Annotated in this window: 14 protein-coding genes, 1 tRNA gene and 1 pseudogene; 9 read left to right on the top strand and 7 right to left on the bottom strand. The window is 35.1% G+C overall.

All coding sequences use genetic code 11. The features are described 5' to 3' along the window. The first annotated feature begins 97 nt into the window (after window positions 1-97). On the top strand, window positions 98-1,312 hold the full coding sequence (locus tag ACTF54_RS01065; protein ID WP_438968532.1) for a hypothetical protein: 1,215 nt from the start codon (window positions 98-100) through the stop codon (window positions 1,310-1,312). A 114-nt stretch (window positions 1,313-1,426) separates the two neighbouring features. On the opposite strand, the pseudogene ACTF54_RS01060 reads toward ACTF54_RS01065, so the two are convergent. The 6 genes and pseudogenes from ACTF54_RS01060 to ACTF54_RS01035 all read right to left on the bottom strand — a co-directional run. After that, window positions 1,427-1,975, bottom strand: a pseudogene (locus ACTF54_RS01060) (DDE-type integrase/transposase/recombinase); the annotation flags it as partial. 354 nt (window positions 1,976-2,329) lie between these two features. After that, window positions 2,330-2,701 carry a hypothetical protein gene (locus tag ACTF54_RS01055; protein ID WP_438968531.1) on the bottom strand — a complete coding sequence of 124 codons (372 nt, stop codon included), beginning with the start codon at window positions 2,699-2,701 and terminating at the stop codon, window positions 2,330-2,332. Between the two features lie 318 nt (window positions 2,702-3,019). Further along, window positions 3,020-3,517, bottom strand: coding sequence for a hypothetical protein (locus ACTF54_RS01050; protein WP_438968530.1), 498 nt, complete (start codon window positions 3,515-3,517; stop codon window positions 3,020-3,022). A gap of 12 nt (window positions 3,518-3,529) precedes the next feature. Further along, a complete protein-coding gene (locus tag ACTF54_RS01045; protein ID WP_438968529.1) occupies window positions 3,530-4,597 on the bottom strand; it encodes an RHS repeat-associated core domain-containing protein in 1,068 nt (355 codons plus the stop codon). Window positions 4,598-5,462: 865 nt separating this feature from the next. Beyond that, window positions 5,463-6,476: a UDP-glucose 4-epimerase GalE gene (galE, locus tag ACTF54_RS01040; RefSeq protein ID WP_347197636.1), complete on the bottom strand. Its 1,014-nt coding sequence runs from the start codon at window positions 6,474-6,476 to the stop codon at window positions 5,463-5,465. Window positions 6,477-6,562: 86 nt separating this feature from the next. Further along, the gene (locus tag ACTF54_RS01035; RefSeq protein ID WP_347197635.1) at window positions 6,563-7,705 is read right to left on the bottom strand and encodes an acyl-CoA dehydrogenase; all 1,143 of its coding nucleotides are present in this window, start codon (window positions 7,703-7,705) and stop codon (window positions 6,563-6,565) included. A 79-nt stretch (window positions 7,706-7,784) separates the two neighbouring features. Between ACTF54_RS01035 and ACTF54_RS01030 the strand changes: the two genes are divergently transcribed. The 8 genes from ACTF54_RS01030 to ACTF54_RS00995 all read left to right on the top strand — a co-directional run bounded on the left by ACTF54_RS01030 (window position 7,785) and on the right by ACTF54_RS00995 (window position 15,107). Beyond that, entirely contained in the window at window positions 7,785-8,840 is a 1,056-nt protein-coding gene (locus ACTF54_RS01030) for an anhydro-N-acetylmuramic acid kinase (RefSeq protein ID WP_438968528.1), read from the top strand. A gap of 65 nt (window positions 8,841-8,905) precedes the next feature. Further along, on the top strand, window positions 8,906-10,132 hold the full coding sequence (locus tag ACTF54_RS01025; RefSeq protein ID WP_347197633.1) for a Glu/Leu/Phe/Val dehydrogenase dimerization domain-containing protein: 1,227 nt from the start codon (window positions 8,906-8,908) through the stop codon (window positions 10,130-10,132). Beyond that, a complete protein-coding gene (locus tag ACTF54_RS01020) occupies window positions 10,132-11,661 on the top strand; it encodes a Na(+)/H(+) antiporter NhaB (protein ID WP_347197632.1) in 1,530 nt (509 codons plus the stop codon). Before ACTF54_RS01025 ends, ACTF54_RS01020 begins: the two co-directional genes overlap by 1 nt. A 132-nt stretch (window positions 11,662-11,793) precedes the next feature. Further along, window positions 11,794-12,489: a MotA/TolQ/ExbB proton channel family protein gene (locus ACTF54_RS01015; protein ID WP_347197631.1), complete on the top strand. Its 696-nt coding sequence runs from the start codon at window positions 11,794-11,796 to the stop codon at window positions 12,487-12,489. A gap of 2 nt (window positions 12,490-12,491) precedes the next feature. Further along, window positions 12,492-12,884 carry an ExbD/TolR family protein gene (locus tag ACTF54_RS01010; protein ID WP_347197630.1) on the top strand — a complete coding sequence of 131 codons (393 nt, stop codon included), beginning with the start codon at window positions 12,492-12,494 and terminating at the stop codon, window positions 12,882-12,884. 2 nt (window positions 12,885-12,886) lie between these two features. Beyond that, window positions 12,887-13,705: a hypothetical protein gene (locus ACTF54_RS01005; protein ID WP_438968527.1), complete on the top strand. Its 819-nt coding sequence runs from the start codon at window positions 12,887-12,889 to the stop codon at window positions 13,703-13,705. Window positions 13,706-13,753: 48 nt separating this feature from the next. Continuing rightward, window positions 13,754-14,926, top strand: coding sequence for a bifunctional folylpolyglutamate synthase/dihydrofolate synthase (locus ACTF54_RS01000; RefSeq protein ID WP_347197649.1), 1,173 nt, complete (start codon window positions 13,754-13,756; stop codon window positions 14,924-14,926). 106 nt (window positions 14,927-15,032) lie between these two features. Further along, window positions 15,033-15,107 (top strand) — tRNA-Val (locus ACTF54_RS00995). A gap of 59 nt (window positions 15,108-15,166) precedes the next feature. Here the strand turns inward: ACTF54_RS00995 and ACTF54_RS00990 are convergent. Beyond that, the gene (locus ACTF54_RS00990; protein ID WP_438968526.1) at window positions 15,167-17,581 is read right to left on the bottom strand and encodes a TonB-dependent receptor; all 2,415 of its coding nucleotides are present in this window, start codon (window positions 17,579-17,581) and stop codon (window positions 15,167-15,169) included. Window positions 17,582-17,654 lie beyond the last annotated feature (73 nt).

The raw sequence follows: 17,654 nt of genomic DNA, 5'->3' as shown, positions 1-17,654 counted from the left end.
AGTAGTCAAAATGAATACTATTTTAACAACATGTGATTAATTGACTTAATTATGTTGTCTTAAAAGAACATTAAAAGTATATTTGCTGTGTATAATATTGGCACACTATAGATATGGCAACACTCGACACTTCCAACCCCAACAATTACGAATTCAAACAAAACAACTAGAATTACACATTTTAGGCGGTTTACAGTTAAATAAGTTAGAAAGCCTGCGAGTAACACTAAGCATAGAAAAACTAAAGCAAGGCAAAAACGTTCTCAACGTTTTACGTCAGTCCATCGACCTATACAACGACAACCAAGTAGAAAAACTCGTTAGAAAATGTGCCGAGCGACTAGAAATAGGAACAAGTGTAACTAGAAGCACGCTGCAAGAACTCACAAGAGAACTAGAAAACTACCGCTTTGCACTTACAGAGAAACAAACAGAAAATCAAAAACCATTTAGTAAAACCCTAAGCGTAACCGAGCAAAAAGAAGCCATCAAGTTTTTAAAACAAAAGAATCTGTTAGAAGGCACCAACGATTTAATCGGTAAAAGTGGGGTAATCGGAGAAATCAATAACAGACTTTTAATGTACTTGATTTTCACGAGTAGAAAAACTAATAATCCGCTGCATTGTATTAGTTTAGGAAGTTCAGGAGTTGGGAAAACACATTTACAATCCAAAGTTGCAGAACTGATACCGCAGGAAGATAAAGTAGAAATCACGGTACTATCAGCAAATGCCTTTTACTACTTCAACCGCACCGAACTCCAACACAAACTTATTTTGATAGAAGATCTGGACGGTGCAGAATCGGTGTTGTATCCGTTAAGAGAATTACAATCCAAAAAGCGCATTACAAAAACAGTAGTTCATAAAGACCGAAAAGGAACTACTAAAACCATCCATTTAACCGTAGAAGGACCAGTAAGCGTTGCCGGTTGCACGACACAAGAAAGTATTTATGAAGATAATAGCAATCGTTCTTTCCTACTCTACATAGACGAAAGCGAAACCCAAGACAAAAGAATCATGCAATACCAGCGGTTTTTAAGCGCAGGAAAACTCAACGAACAAGAACAGCTCGAAGCCAAAGAAATCCTTCAAAATATCCAAAGAGTACTCAAACCCATCAAGGTCATCAATCCCTTTGCCGAGCATCTGGAACTACCGCAAAGTGTGTTCAAACCAAGAAGAACCAATAGCCATTATTTACAGTTCATTGAAGCGATTACTTTTTATAAGCAACACCAACGCGAAAAGCAGTATGATGAGCACTGCAACCTACGAGGGTATTTTGAAATAGAGTGTTCCTTATAAGGGATCGTGTTCAAATAGAGTTAGTTATAGATTTAACTAATTGTACTTATAGAAATCTATAAAAGGGAAGTTTTAAAATACTTTCCTTTTATCTTTTCTTAAGGAGTTATTGATTTAATGACATAAGCCACATGCGTTTTTTCTATTTTCTACTACTCTTAGAGCTTTTTGTAGATTGAGTTCAGTAGTATATTGAGAAAGCTCTATAGGTTTTCCTTGATAAGTTTCAATAGGGGTATTACCACCTAGGTTCATTTGAGGTCTAGAGGTGTTGTATGCGGCGACTACTTCATGAAGGGAAGTAACGAGTTTCTCTCGAGAATCGATTCCTTTATGAAATAGAAATTGATGTTTAATAACTTTGTTCAAAGCCTCAATGGTAGAGTTAGAAAAAATAACATCCTTTTGAGCAATGACATGATCTATTGGAATATCGCTCATTTCAATAAAACCAGAGACCGTATGGTTTACATTTTCAGTTCCACCGTCGGTTAGAAATTGTAATTGATCAGGTAGATATTCTTCACAAGCATTTTGAATCATAGATTTTATAGCTAGGGCAGAGCTGGTATTTTCAATTCTGTAACCTAATATCATCTTAGAATAATGATCCATTAAAAAGTGAATGTAATGTTTCCTATTATCAGGCGTTTTAAAGATAGTTACATCAGTACACTAAACTTGGTTGGGTTTTGATGTAATTAATGGCTTATAGTTATCTGATTTTCTCTTTTGTGGTCGATTTTCAAAACCAAGTAGTCTGCAATATTTATAGAAAGTAGAAATGCTACATTTTAATTCTTTATTACGTAGTGCTTTTAAATACACAGAAGACTTAGACCAGAACTTATAATCAACATGGGTCATGTATTTTTTAAAAGTATTTACTTCAGTAGATAAAAGTTGATTAGAAAACCTACTTACACACCAGTTAAAATAGGATGGTTCGCATTGATGAATGACAATAGATTTATAATTCTCAAAAGTACTTCTAGAGATGTTAAAAACCTTTAGGGCTTAATTGATAGAAACACTTTCCCCAACTTGTTCAATTGTATTAACGATAAGCTCTTTTTGAGTTTTGATAACCGACTTGACACCTTTTACTTCAGAAATGATTTGATGAAAAGTATCAGCTAGTTTGAAATAGCTTTCATTGATCTTTTTAATCCTAGATGATTGGTTGATACGCTTGATTAACTCAATCTCTTCTTGTAAAATTTTATTAATCTCACAGAGTTGATATTTGTCTTCAGATTCTTGTTTCCATCGAGCTATATTAGATCGAGGAATACTAGCTATTTGCTCATGAGATAATAGATCTCTTAAGAGTCCATTTCTTGTAATATGTTTGACTGCGGTATCCCATGATTTTCTATTTTGATGCATGGGGTGAAAATAGGAGAACAAATCAGAATATAAAACATCTGTTAATAGGTAACTGGGAAACAATCAAATTGATTTACTGTCCATCTAAACAAATCACAAAACATTTCCTAACTACCTAAATATCAAAGATGTCCTTATATGGAACACTCTATTTCAAAATGCCCTCGTAGGTTGCACTGGAGAGGATAAGAGGTGAGGGAAAAACCACCCATAACAGGTGGCTTATTTGTCACTATATCATCATTAAACTCTTACTCAAGCGTTTCAAACGCTATTGCTTATTCACTCTCGTCACAGACGAGCGCGACGTGGAGAGATTTATTTAACATAAACACTATCAATTTTAATTGCGTATTTTTCTATCCTTCGAATTTTTCCCTTTTGATTATATAAATATACTTGATCGAGTAATATCAAAACTTTTTTATTCCAACCTTTTCTTTTAAAAGAATAATCATAAAAAATAGAATCATTTTGCGGTATAAAAATTGAACTATCGTCTTCATTATAGTCAGCAATTTTATCTGGTATATCTTCAAAAGGTTCAAATGTATAAAGAAATAAGAAAACATTATTAGTTACTTTTGAATTGGAAATGCCTTCAGCATTCGCAATACTATCCTTAAAGCTTTTGAATTTTAAAACATTATGATACTTTTTATTTTGAAATACGGAATCTCTGACTTGATTAATAATTTCAAAATTATCATAAAATTGATTTACGGTATTAGCTTCTTTAATGCTATCATCTGTTTTACAACGAATCATTAGTAAACAAATAATACCTAAAATGATTAAATCATATCTACTATTCATATATTTTATTTTTTAGTCTTTTTTAGCTCTCTCAATCGCTTTATCCATTCTTTCCTGATGCAACTTTTCAACAGCCTTATTATTTTGAGGAGTATCTTGAAAACTTGTATCCTTTATAACAACTGTCCAATTTCCCTGAAGGTTTTTCCTTGCAGTTGCATCTTTTTGTGCAATCCGACGCTCAACATCTTTTACTTCTTCCACTTTATTATGATCATTAGCTTCATCAGCAGCTTTCGCCGCTCCAATCGATTTATTAGCAGCATAAAGACCATTTAAAATTCTCGACATGGTAGCAGCTGAACCTGCTTGTCCGCTCGCTACTTCATATAATTCTGTAATATCTATCACTTGATCTGGCTGTCCTGTCGTTCTATTTCCTCCTAGCCTAGGATCGTGAGTACGTACAGTAAAAGTAATTCCTCCCTGATCAGAATTTGAAGAACTAGTATCATTCGCATTTCCAGGTTCAAATAAACTATTTACCCATTTGATCGGAGGTTCATACCAAGCTTCATCATCTTCATTTATATCGGTAGGTATATCTCTAACAGTTACACTTCCACCAAACAAATAAATGATTTCACCTTCATTGTTATAACTACGTACGTCAAAACCTTTAGTTTCAAGTTCATGAGAATTAGTAACTATTGAAGATGGTTGACCTACAGTTTGACCATTGACTTTAAATGACTTTTGAGCATGTTTAATTTGACCTTCGTTTTGCCACATGTAGGCATTCCTAGCCGCTCCAATAGCGCTCACGATATCTCCGCAAGAAAGGTATTCTTGAATTTTATCTCTTACGTAAGGACTAGTGATCATAATTTCCTCTTCCAAACCTTCTAGTTCCCTTGCATGTATAACCTTATTTCCACTAAATTGGTATGGAGTATAATATGGGTATTTATGATCTATTGGATCCACCGCAAAAAACCTACCCAACCTAGGATCATGCATTCTAAAGGTATAATTATAACTATTCCCTTCACCTTTAACTTCATCATCACGCTCTTGACCTTGGAAGCCATAGCGATACGCGTCGCTATCGACAGATCCATGTCTATTATTTAGGAGCATCCCATAAGGACTATCACTAAAATTGTATTAAGCCTTGTATTTAAAAGAACGATGTGTTTTTAACAACATGTTCAAAATTACCATATTCAGTATAATTACGGTAATTATTAAAACGTTTTTAATTAGAATATTATCTGAAATAAAACAGAACTTATTTTACTTGATGTTATCTTTTATTCAGAAATAACTAAAACAAATGATTAAAATCTAAAGGTCTTTTTTTTTGATAATTTATGAATTATATTCGATTAAATGTTTAGTGCTTAAAATGAGTTAATTACTTCAATATCTTCTTTCAAAAAGTTCGAACTCTGTCGCTCCGTGTCTACACTAAGGGATTCTTCATTTTTTTTATGGAGAATCCCATTTTTATTTTCATCTGGATCTGTTGATATAACTGAAATTGCTTTAAATATTGAATTGATTCTTGTAGTTCGAAATGAATCATTTTTCAGGTCATACTCTCGTAGGTTGCAGTGGAGCTTGATCATACAGCAATTTTACATTAGATTTGAAGATCGTATTGATTTAGATATTAATCGCAATCAAGCAACACGAGTCGATGACGCTAGATCGCATTCCAAAACAAGTCTAAAACAAGTTTCGACTCATTTTGAAACGAAAAAATAAATGTCAGACAGAGTTTAATTTACACTACCATTTTTTGTAAATGATATTTTTTCTGCCAAAGTTTGTAGAAAATGTTTCTACCACTTTATTGATGTTATTTTAAGATAGTCATTAAATGGAGTTGTAGTACTAGATTCTTATTTTATTTAACAGTCTTGCTTTTCAACCTCTTATCCTTTATTGATTTTTGATTGACCGATATTATTTTAAAAACCTTCAATAGTTAATTGTAGTTTTATTTGATAGTACTTTTCTGCCATTCCCAAGAGCTATACAAAGCTTCAGCTAATGTGTATTCTGATTTCCATCCAAGTGTTTTCTTGATCTTTGTTGTATCTGCGTATGCAGCGGTGACATCCCCAGGTCGTCTTTCTACTATTTTGTAGTTCAATTTATTTTTATTGACTTCCTCGAAAGTTTTTATAACATCTAAAACACTAGAACCTTTTCCAGTACCAACATTGTATACTTCGTAATTTTCTGTAGCTTCATTACTTATTAGTCTTTGTAATGCAGCAACATGTGCTCTTGCAAGGTCGACAACATGTATGTAGTCCCTGATTGCAGTTCCGTCTTTTGTAGGGTAATTGTTGCCATAAACAGATAGTTCTTTTCTTAAACCAATTGCTGTTTGTGTTACATATGGAACAAGGTTTTGAGGTATGCCAATTGGTAATTCTCCTATTAGCGAGCTACTATGTGCGCCAATTGGGTTAAAATACCTAAGAGCTATTGCCTTGAGGTTGGGTTTTACCTTGCAAGTATCGCAAATAATTTCTTCACCTATTTGTTTAGTGTTTCCATATGGAGATTCAGCCGGTTTAATTGGAGCGGTTTCTGTTATAGGAAGTTCATCAGCTTGACCATATACAGTGCACGAAGAGCTGAAGATCAAACTCATTTTTTGATCTTGTATATTTTGCATCAAGTAAACTAAAGCGTTAACGTTGTTCTCATAATATGATAATGGATCTTGAACACTTTCTCCCACTGCTTTAGATGCAGCAAAATGTATGATTCCATCAATATTTCTATTTTTTTTGAAAAATGACGATAAGGATTCTTTTTCTCTAACATCTATTTTTTCAAATCCTGGCCTAACTCCTGTAATTGATTTTATATTTTCTAAGACGTCAATTGAACTATTTGATAAGTTATCGATGATAATAACCTTATAACCTAGTTCTTGTAATTCTACAACGACGTGTGATCCTATATAACCTAATCCTCCTGTAACTAATATTTTCATAGTTTAAAAATAAACCTTAAAATTGGTTACAAAAGAAAAGAGCTGCAAATTTTTGCAGCTCTTTTGATAATTAATTTAATTTGTATTTAATCTTTCAATAATCCTCGGGAGATCACTATTTTTTGAATCTCGCTAGTACCTTCATAAATTTGAGTGATTTTAGCGTCTCTCATTAATCGTTCAACGTGATACTCTTTCACAAATCCATTACCTCCAAAAACTTGAACAGCTTCAACGGTGGTATCCATTGCTACTTTTGAAGCATATAATTTAGCCATTGCGCCACTCATATCATAGTTTCTACCTTGGTCTTTATCCCAAGCACTTTGCATTACTAAGTGACGAGCCGCTGTAATATTAGTATGCATGTCGGCAAGTTTAAAGGCAATTGCTTGATGGTTGCAAATCTCTGTGCCAAAAGCTTTTCTTACTTTAGAATAATCTCTTGCCAATTCATAGGCTCCTGAAGCAATACCTAACGCTTGCGCAGCAATACCTATTCGTCCGCCAGAAAGTGTTTTCATTGCAAATTTGAAACCAAATCCATCTTCACCTATTCTATTCTCTTTAGGGACCTTTACATCATTAAAATGTAAAGAATGTGTATCACTACCGCGTATACCCAACTTATCCTCTTTAACGCCTATTTCAAAACCATCCCATCCTTTCTCAACTATAAAAGCATTGATTCCTTTGTGTTTCTTTTCCTTATCTGTTTGTGCTATTACTAGATAATAGTCAGCGCTATTTCCATTTGTTATCCAATTTTTTGTGCCGTTTAGAACGTAATGGTCACCTTTATCAATAGCAGTAGTTTTTTGAGAAGTCGCGTCACTTCCTGCTTCAGGCTCTGATAAACAAAAAGCACCGATAGACTCACCAGTGGTTAGTTTAGTTAAGTACTTTTCTTTTTGTGCTTCATTACCATATGTGTCTAATCCCCAACATACAAGAGAGTTATTTACAGAAACAATAACTGAAGAACTTGCATCAATTTTGGATAATTCTTCCATCACTAAAACATAAGAAATAGTATCCATGCCGCCACCGCCATATTTCGGACTTGCCATCATACCTAGAAAACCTAGTTCTCCCATCTTCTTAACTTGCTCCGTTGGAAACTTTTGAAGATTGTCTCTTTCTATCACGCCAGGTAAAAGTTCCGTTTTTGCAAAATCTCTCGCTGCATCTCTTATCATTAGATGCTCTTCTGTTAAGCCAAAATCCATTAATTCTAGTATTTTTTTAGTTATTTTATCGTTTTGCAAATTTAATGCTATTCTAGTTCATTTTCAATACCTTTAACTTATGAATCATCAGTACTATAACGTTTTAGGAATCATGTCTGGTACATCATTAGATGGCATTGACATCGCTCATGTTACCTTAGTTCGGAAAGAGCAATGGAGCTTTCAAATTCATGTGGCACAAACCATTCATTATCCTAATTTCATAAAAGAAAAGTTGTCTAACGCAATTGGTTTTAATGATAAAGAAATTATTGAATTTAATAATCAATATACCAGTTACTTGGCAGAGACGATCAATACCTTTATTAATACATATCGTATTGATGATCTACTCGCTGTTTGTTCACATGGTCATACGATTTTTCACCAACCTCAAGATAAGTTAACTTTGCAAATAGGTAATTTGCCAAAATTAGCAAAGCTGATAAAACAACGCGTTGTTTGCGATTTTAGAATTCAAGATGTTCAATTCAATGGTCAAGGAGCGCCTTTAGTTCCTATAGGAGATCGGTTGTTATTTGGTGATTATGACTATTGCTTAAATTTAGGCGGCTTTGCAAATATTAGCTATGAGCATAGTTTTCAGAGAATTGCCTATGATATATGTCCAGTTAATGTCGTTCTCAACCATTATGCCTTGAAATTAGGTAAAGAGTATGATGAAGGTGGCGCTTTCGCGAAAGCGGGAACAATACATACCACGCAACTTAAACAACTCAATAACCTTGATTTTTACTCCAACAAGCCTCCTAGATCTTTAGGAATGGAATGGGTAAACGAAAACATTTTCCACATTTTAGAAGAAATTCATAACCCTAAAGATGCCCTAGCAACATTTACAGAACATGTTGCCATTCAAATTGCTGAACAACTGGATAGTCATAAAACTTTACTAGTCACAGGCGGTGGAGCTTTTAATACGTATTTAATAGATGCTATACGTAATCATTCTGATGTTGAAATCATTGTGCCTGAACAACTATTAGTAGAAAATAAAGAAGCATTAATTTTTGCTTTTTTAGGGGTTTTAAGGTTGCGCAATGAGAATAATTGTCTTGCTAGTGTAACTGGGGCAAGTAAGGATCATTCTAGTGGCTTTATATATGTACCTTAAGAAATTCTAAAAAAATAGATTTCCTATTCCAGCTATATTATATTTGTGCAAACTAACCTAGTATTATGAAGGAACTTCTTAAACGTTATGAAAATGCCCAGCCAGAAATAGTTTTTCACTGGAATGATCCAGAGACAGATGCCGAAGGCTGGACGGTAATTAATAGTTTACGTGGTGGTGCAGCTGGTGGTGGTACTAGAATGAGAAAAGGCCTTGATAAAAATGAAGTGCTTTCTCTAGCAAAAACAATGGAAATCAAATTCACTGTTTCTGGTCCAGCAATAGGTGGAGCAAAATCGGGAATTAATTTTGATCCTCAAGATCCTCGCAAAAAAGGAGTTCTAGAAAGATGGTATAAAGCGGTCTCTCCTTTGTTAAAAAGCTATTATGGTACTGGAGGAGATTTGAATGTAGATGAAATACACGAAGTGATCCCTATGACTGAAGATTGCGGTGTGTGGCATCCACAAGAAGGTGTGTTTAATGGGCACTTTTCTCCTACAGAAGCTGATAAAATCAATCGTATAGGTCAATTGCGACAAGGTGTAATTAAGGTAATTGAAAACCCAATATTTTCTCCAGACGTCTCTAGAAAATACACAGTAGCCGATATGATTACTGGTTATGGCGTGGCAGAGGCCATAAAACATTTTTACGACATCTATGGTGGTGATGTAAAAGGAAAGCGCGCTGTGGTGCAAGGTTTTGGTAACGTAGGAAGTGCTGCTGCATTTTACCTTTCGCAAATGGGTGCAAAAGTAGTAGGTATTATTGATCGCGTTGGAGGATTGATCAATGAAGATGGTTTTTCTCATGAAGAAATAACAGAATTATTTCTAAATAAAGACGGTAATACGTTACGCGCTAAAGAATTAATACCTTTTGAGGAAGTAAATGATCGCATTTGGAAAATCCAGACAGAGATTTTTGCTCCTTGTGCAGCATCTCGATTAATTTCTAAAGACCAAATAAGCTCTATGATTTCTTCTGGATTAGAAGTGATCTCTTGTGGTGCAAACGTACCTTTTGCTGATAAAGAGATATTCTTTGGATCTATTATGGAGCATACAGACGAGCAAGTAAGTCTTATCCCAGACTTCATATCTAATTGTGGTATGGCACGTGTTTTTGCTTACTTTATGGAACGTCGTGTTCAAATGACTGATGAGGCCATTTTTAACGATACAAGCATGACCATACGCAATGCAATTCAAAATACATTTAATAACAACAGTTCAAAAAAACAAATCAGTTCTACTGCATTTGAAATAGCACTTAAACAACTAGTATAATGAAATACTTCTTAGGTAACAGCCCTAAATGGTTCAAGTTAACCATGATCGCTTTTCTAATCTTTAATGTTATCGGTTTCTTTACTCTACCAGGTATCGTAATGGGTTGGATTTTTATAGGTGAATTTATCTTCTGTCTAGCCATGGCATTAAAATGTTATCCACTACAATCTGGTGGGTTATTAGCTATTCAAGCTCTTGCATTAGGATTAACACATCCTATGTATGCAAGAGATCATGATACGCATGAATTTATATATGATGAGGCTGGGAATCATGTTTTAGGAGGTGTTTATGCAGAGGTTGCTCAGAACTTAGAAGTGATACTTCTATTAGTTTTTATGGTCGCAGGAATTTATTTCATGAAACCTTTATTGATGTATATTTTTGTTAAACTATTTACAAAGATTAAATCAAAATTAGCTTTATCACTCGTATTCTTGCTTATTTGTGCTGTTTTATCAGCCTTTCTAGACGCGTTAACAGTGACTGCTGTTTTAATAAGCGTGGGAATTGGGTTTTATAATGTTTACCATAAAATACATTCTAGCGATCTAGATCTAGACCAAGATAATACATTGGATAGAAAACAACTTAGTGGTGAAACTTTAGAACAATTTCGTTCTTTTTTACGCAGCCTTGTGATGCACGGTGTAGTTGGTACCGCATTAGGTGGAGTTTGTACTATAGTTGGTGAACCTCAAAATTTACTCATAGGCTCAAAATTGGGTTGGGATTTCATCGAATTCTTCAAGGTTATGACAGTGGTAACCATGCCTGTTTTAGTGGCAGGTGTTTTAACTACAATTTTCTTAGAAACCACTAAGACATTTGGTTTTGGTCAAAAGATGCCTCCAGTCGTACGAACCATCATAGAAGGCTGGATGGAGAAAAGGGATGAAGAACGCACAGAGAAAGAGAAATATGCATTAGTAGTTCAAGGGATATCTGCCATACTACTTATTGCAGGTCTTGCTTTGCACGTTGCACCAGTAGGATTTATCGGATTGGGATTAATAGTTATCCAAACAGCTTTTATGGGAATCACAGATGAACACAGTCTGGGAAAGGCCTTTGAAGAGGCGCTTCCTTTTACAGGATTGTTAGTTGTATTTTTTGTAATTGTAGCCATGATTCATGATCAGCATTTATTTGCGCCTATTATTGCATGGGCGTTAGAGCAAGATCCGGCTAGTCAGCCATCGATTTTCTATCTAGCAAATGGTTTCTTAAGTATGATATCTGATAACGTATTTGTGGCAACCGTATATATTAACGAAGTAAGCAATGCTTATGAGGCTGGCACTATTACAAGAGAACAGTATGAACATCTGGCTGTTGCAATTAATACAGGTACTAATTTACCTAGTGTTGCAACACCTAACGGTCAGGCGGCTTTCTTGTTTTTATTGACTTCAGCATTAGCCCCTTTAATTAATCTTTCTTATGGTAAGATGGTAAAGATGGCCTTGCCTTATACAATTGTGTTGACTTTAGTAGGTTTAGGCTGTGTTTATTATTTCTTGTAAGAAACTCGTATTATTGTAAGAGATTGTAGTGATCTCGCTTTCGCGAAAGCGGAAAAACTAAAACCAATTTCACAGTTCAAGACAATGAAACGTTAATGAACTGCGTTAACAACCATATTAATAATATCCTAAATGAGTCTACTTTTTCAAGAAACCGCAGAGATTACTACAGAGGCAGTGCCTCTTGTAAATGAAGAATCTGAATCTTTACTAGGTCTAATAACAGCAGGTGGTCCATCTGGAACGGTTATAATAGGAGTATTGATCCTTTTATTGTTTTTTGCGCTTTACATTTACTTTGAACGTTTGATGAAAATCAGAGCAAGTTCAAAGATTGATAGCAACTTTATGCTTCAAATTAAAGATCACATTTCTAATGGTCGTTTAGACAGTGCAAAAATGCTTTGTGCAAAAGAAGATTCTCCTGTAGCCCGTCTTACAGAAAAAGGTATAAGTCGTATAGGATCTCCACTAGAAGACATCAATAGCGCTATTGAAAACGCTGGTAAATTAGAGGTTTATAAATTAGAGAAAAACGTTAGTATGCTAGCAACTATAGCTGGTGCTGCGCCTATGATTGGATTTTTAGGAACAGTAATAGGAATGGTAATTGCGTTTAAAACATTAGCAGATGCTGGTGGTAGTGCAGACATGGGTAATCTAGCCGGTGGTATTTATACCGCAATGATAACAACAGTTGCTGGACTTATTGTAGGTATCGTTGCTTATATAGGTTACAACCATCTAGTGGTGAAAACAGATAAAGTGGTGCACCAGATGGAAGAAAATGCATCAGACTTTTTGGATCTTTTAAATGAACCTGCGTAATTATGAATTTAAGAGGTAGAAATAAAGTAAGCCCAGAATTCTCTATGTCGTCTATGACAGACATTGTTTTTTTACTATTGGTATTCTTTTTGCTCACATCTCCGTCCATAACGCCAGAGGCGCTCGACTTAATGTTGCCTAGTGCTGGTGGAAAAACACAAAAGCAAGGGAAAGTAACCGTGAGTATTTCAAAAGACGGTGTTTTTTATGTAGATGCAACACAAGCAACAGAAGAAGATCTAGAAAGTAGAATCTTGTCAGTGTTAGAAGGAAAAGATAAGCCGACTATTATGCTGCGATCTGACGAAAATGCCGCCGTAGGACATACCGTTAAAGTAATGGATATTGCAAATAGAAATAAGGTTCAGGTTGTATTAGCTGTTAAAAATAATTAGTCATGAGTTACTTGAAGACAAAAGAACAAAAAATATCTGCAGGAATCAGTATCCTACTTATTATCATACTTGTTCTTGTGTTTAGATTTGTCTCCATAATTAACGTGATTGAACCACCAGAAGAAGCAGGGATTGCCATTAATTTTGGAAACACGGCTGTAGGCTCTGGTCCAATTGAACCTGCAAAACCTACCAAAGTAGCTCCTGAAACTGCTCCAGAGCCGGTAAATAAGCCAGACACTCCAGAAGTTGAAAATATAGTGACTCAAGATCAGACAGAAGCGCCTAGTGTTGTTTCAGATCCAGAAGTAAAACCTAAATCAAAACCAGATCCTAAACCAGTTACAAAACCAGTGGAGCCTAAGCCGGATCCTAAGCCAGATTCTTCTGTTTTAGATGCGTTGAACAGTGTAACTGGAGCAAAGGCTGTGGATGGTGAAACTAGTACTGGTCAAGGTCCAGGAGATGGACCAGGTAATAAAGGTGATATTAATGGCGATCCTTATGCAAATACCTATTTTGGCGCACCAGGAACTGGTCAAGGTGGGAAAGGATATGGTTTAAATGGTCGTGGTAAAGTAGCGGGAAGAGGAGTAGCGCCAGATTGTTTTGAAACAGGAAAAGTCATTGTTGAAATTCAAGTAAATAGAAGTGGTAAAGTAGTTAAGGCGACGCCAGGTAAACGAGGTACAACTAATCGTGCGGCATGCTTACTAACAGCTGCTCAACAAAGCGCACTGACTTATAAATTTAGTGCAGCACCCAAAGCAAAAGATATTCAAATAGGATTTGTTGAAGTGATTTTTAAAGTAGGAGAGTAATTGCTTAATTATACAGAAACCCTAGACTGGTTGTTTTCACAACTACCCATGTATCAAAGAGCTGGAAAAGTCGCCTACAAAGCAGATTTACAAAATACTATTGATTTAGATAATCATTTAGGAAATCCTCATAGGTTTTACAAAACTATTCATATCGCTGGAACTAATGGAAAAGGTTCTACCAGTCATATGATTGCAAGTGTATTACAAGAGGCTGGATATAAGGTAGGTTTATACACGTCACCACATCTTAAAGATTTTAGAGAACGCATCAGGATCAATGGAACAATGTGTTCTGAAAAATTTGTAATTCAGTTTGTGGAGGATCATAAAGATTTCTTTGAAAATCATCGACTTTCATTTTTTGAGATGACCGTAGGTATGGCTTTTCAGTACTTTAAAGAAAAACAAGTGGATATAGCGGTTATTGAAACTGGTCTAGGTGGTCGATTAGATTCTACTAATATCATCACTCCAGTAATTGCTGCAATTACAAATATTGATAAGGATCACACAGCCATTTTAGGAAATACTTATTCTCAAATTGCTTTTGAGAAAGCAGGTATTATAAAAGAAAATGTTCCAGTCGTTATTGGAGAGCAAAGGAGTTTTTTAAAGTCTCGCTTTCGCGAAAGCGCGCAGAATAAAAATTCCTTAATCCATTTCATAGATCAGCGTTCTGAAAGCTTACCAACAGATCTAAAAGGCGATTATCAAAAAGCTAATTCTCGTCTTGCTGTAAAAGTGATCACACTGCTTAATGAATCCAAGCAAGTTGAAATTACTGATAAAATGATAAAAGACGGGCTTTTACAGGTAGCAAAAACTACTGGCCTTCAAGGAAGGTATCAAATTTTGGATAACGAGCCTAAGACCATAGCAGATACGGCTCATAACGTTGCTGGTATAAAAAAGGTGATAAAACAAGTCCAAAATGAGGTGTATGAAAAGCTGCACATCGTTTTAGGAATGGTAAGTGACAAAGACGCGATGAGTGTTATTAGGTTATTACCTCAAAAAGCACATTACTACATTTCTAGACCAGATATTCCTAGAGGAATGGAGGTTGAAGTACTTGCAGATTTTTTAGATCAAGGTTACTTAAATTATAGTGCTTATGATTCAGTAGATCAAGCTTTAAAGAATGCACAAATGTTAGCAGGAGTGCAGGATTTAATTTTAATCACAGGAAGTACATTTGTTGTTGCTGAAATTATTTAAAATTTATTTTAATTTCTCTTTGCAGAAGTAAAAACAGTTGTATATTTGCAACCGCTTTGGAATACATTCGTTAATTAAAGTTCTCAAAGCCATTCGATAACATATCGGGCGCTTAGCTCAGTTGGTTCAGAGCACTTGGTTTACACCCAAGGGGTCAGGGGTTCGAATCCCTTAGCGCCCACAATTATTAAAAAAGCCACACCTTTGGGATGTGGCTTTTTTAGTATAGTTATTATTTGATTAAAAATATAACCGAAAAACTAAATTTGAAGTAATACCTAGTGAATACCTAGTGAATTGCGTAGGTTCATTATTAGAATTCAATCTATAAAAGTGGCTCACTTCATTCTGTCTGTTCAAAATGTTCCACATTGATATTCCTATTTCTGATTTAAATCTATCATTAATACGGTACTTGTACATTGCTGAGGCATCGATTCTTAAATAGGCTTGAAGCCGTTGATTATTTGCCTGATCAAAATTTATATTCCCATCTACCACTTCATTACCTAATAGCGGTATGGATGTAGGAGTACCAGTTCTATAATTCAATCCAGCCGATAAGTCCCAAAAACCTTCGCTATAGGTACTTCCTAATGTAAAGGAATGAGTAATGTCAAAATTACTAGGAAATTGATCTTCTTCTAGACCTTGAAAACGATAGATATTATTCAAATAAGAATAACTCAACCAGCTGCTTATATTCTTAAATTGTTTTCTAAGTAGCAATTCAACTCCATAAACATCATAACTACCTTGAGTTCTCTCAAACTCATATTTTGTGGTGAAACTTTGACTTTGTGTAGTAATTCCGTCTACTTTTTTATAAAATCCTTTTGCGTCTATGAGCCAGCCTTTCTTTTTAAACATAACAGCTATAGATGCTTGCTTGCTCTGCAGTATAGGAACACTATCATTATCAGTAAGTTGCCATCTTCTCTTTTCAATTCCTAAAAAATCGTTTTGAAAGTTGACTATCTGCGAGGAGTTCTGGTGCTTGAATTCTCCCATTGCTTCTAGCTCTATATTTTCATTTAGAGATTTACGGATGCTTAATCGAGGCTCTAAGAGTACTTTTTGAAATTTTGTAATGTAATTAACTCGCATTCCTGCGCGAATCGAAAAGTTCTGGTTTGTATTACTATACCAGGCTTGACCATAAGTGGCGTGTTCCCTAAGTACTTCTTCGTCTCGTCTCACAAATCTGGGTAAATCAATATCATTTAGATTAATAACTTCTAATTCAGTAAAATCATATCCCATCTTGAATTTCCAGAGGTTACTTTGCAGTATATTTTCTAGCTTGAAATTGGTTTCTGACACCCTGTTTTCTTGTAGAAAACGTTGATTAGATAAAACATTGGCATTTATAGCTTGTAATTTGTAATTGCTCTCTGTAATGGTAAACGCGGAGGTAAAATCTTCGTTCCATTCTCTTTTGTAATTCAAGGCCGCTGCAATACTGTTTTGAGAGGCACTGCTTTGTCTGGTCTGCGAAACTCCGTTAAAAAAAGCACTTTCATTAAAGGTCAAGTCGTTGTTAATCGTAATGAAATTAAGCCTTATCACATCTTTATCAGATAACTCATACAGCCATCTTAAAGAGGCATCATTAAAATTAAAACCTTGATCAGAGTTAGTCACCTCAGCGCTGTTATTTTGAGCCTCTGTATATTGAGTTACTCTATCAAAGTAAGCCGTGTAAGTAGGTGTGCTCCACAAATCATTGAGTGATTTTCTAGAAGCTATTTGAAGGGAAGATTTCTCACTAGTAGGAATATTTGAAAATACCTCAGCATTTAAAAAATTAACTCCTACGACTCCACTGAATGTGTTATCTACTTCTTGATCTGTTTGCATATGGATGGTTCCTGAAACTCCATCAGTTAAAGAAACATCAGTTCCATTATTAATCACAGTAGATTGCTGTGTCATATGCGGATTAAAACTAGAAATCAAACCAAAAAAATGCCCTGTTTGATACATTTTAATTCCGTCCCAAAGTATCAAGTTTTGATCATTAGATCCACCTCTTATATTGATGTTAGAGACTGTCTCGTCCACACTGGTGATACTAGGCAATGCTTGCACCGTTTGTAAAACATCTGACTCAATCAATCCAGGAAGAAGGCTGAATTTATTATAATCTATAGAAGTAGTCCAGTCTGCTCTCTTATCGATTCCTCGCACGAGATAACCTTGTACTATTAACGGACTCATAACTTCCAGTTGCTCCGTCATATAAATGGTCTCACACTCTTTTGTAGAAAATGAATTTACAGCTCTTTTAATGGTCTGCAATCCCATAAAACTGAAGCTTATAAAATCACTCCTATTAGGCCTTTTGAGCTCAAAATAACCATTTTGATCACTTGTAGTATAACTGGCTCTTCCCTGAATGGTAACACCTAAGAGTGGTTGCTCTGAGGTACGATCGTAAAGATAGCCGCATAAAATACTAGGCTGAGAAATAGTGATGACTGTTTCACTTATTTTATTAAAAACCAGATCTGTTTGAATAGAGAGGTTGTCAAGTTTTACAGTTAAACTCCATTCCTTAGGTAACAGTTTTACCTTAATATTTTTTAACAGCGTGCTCTCATAATTGAAAGTGACCGCATGTTCTTTTGTAATCTCCTTGAGAACAATTTCCAAAGGCACCTTACTGCCGCTTTTTTGCCCAAATAATGAAAAGCAGTTCAGGAGTGCCAAAATAAAGATGATATAA

Origin of the sequence: Nonlabens sp., assembly GCF_965657255.1 — a bacterium.
Lineage (GTDB): Bacteria > Bacteroidota > Bacteroidia > Flavobacteriales > Flavobacteriaceae > Nonlabens.
The sequence above is the reverse complement of the archived record's forward strand: the minus strand, read 5'-3'. Positions and strand labels throughout refer to the sequence as shown.

Coding starts and splice junctions, on each gene's coding strand:
- ACTF54_RS01055 (WP_438968531.1), bottom strand. CDS start 2,701: ATGCATCAAAATAGAAAATCATGGGATACCGCAGTCAAACATATTACA.
- ACTF54_RS01050 (WP_438968530.1), bottom strand. CDS start 3,517: ATGAATAGTAGATATGATTTAATCATTTTAGGTATTATTTGTTTACTA.
- ACTF54_RS01045 (WP_438968529.1), bottom strand. CDS start 4,597: ATGCTCCTAAATAATAGACATGGATCTGTCGATAGCGACGCGTATCGC.
- galE (WP_347197636.1), bottom strand. CDS start 6,476: ATGAAAATATTAGTTACAGGAGGATTAGGTTATATAGGATCACACGTC.
- ACTF54_RS01035 (WP_347197635.1), bottom strand. CDS start 7,705: ATGGATTTTGGCTTAACAGAAGAGCATCTAATGATAAGAGATGCAGCG.
- ACTF54_RS01030 (WP_438968528.1), top strand. CDS start 7,785: ATGAATCATCAGTACTATAACGTTTTAGGAATCATGTCTGGTACATCA.
- ACTF54_RS01025 (WP_347197633.1), top strand. CDS start 8,906: ATGAAGGAACTTCTTAAACGTTATGAAAATGCCCAGCCAGAAATAGTT.
- ACTF54_RS01020 (WP_347197632.1), top strand. CDS start 10,132: ATGAAATACTTCTTAGGTAACAGCCCTAAATGGTTCAAGTTAACCATG.
- ACTF54_RS01015 (WP_347197631.1), top strand. CDS start 11,794: ATGAGTCTACTTTTTCAAGAAACCGCAGAGATTACTACAGAGGCAGTG.
- ACTF54_RS01010 (WP_347197630.1), top strand. CDS start 12,492: ATGAATTTAAGAGGTAGAAATAAAGTAAGCCCAGAATTCTCTATGTCG.
- ACTF54_RS01005 (WP_438968527.1), top strand. CDS start 12,887: ATGAGTTACTTGAAGACAAAAGAACAAAAAATATCTGCAGGAATCAGT.
- ACTF54_RS01000 (WP_347197649.1), top strand. CDS start 13,754: ATGTATCAAAGAGCTGGAAAAGTCGCCTACAAAGCAGATTTACAAAAT.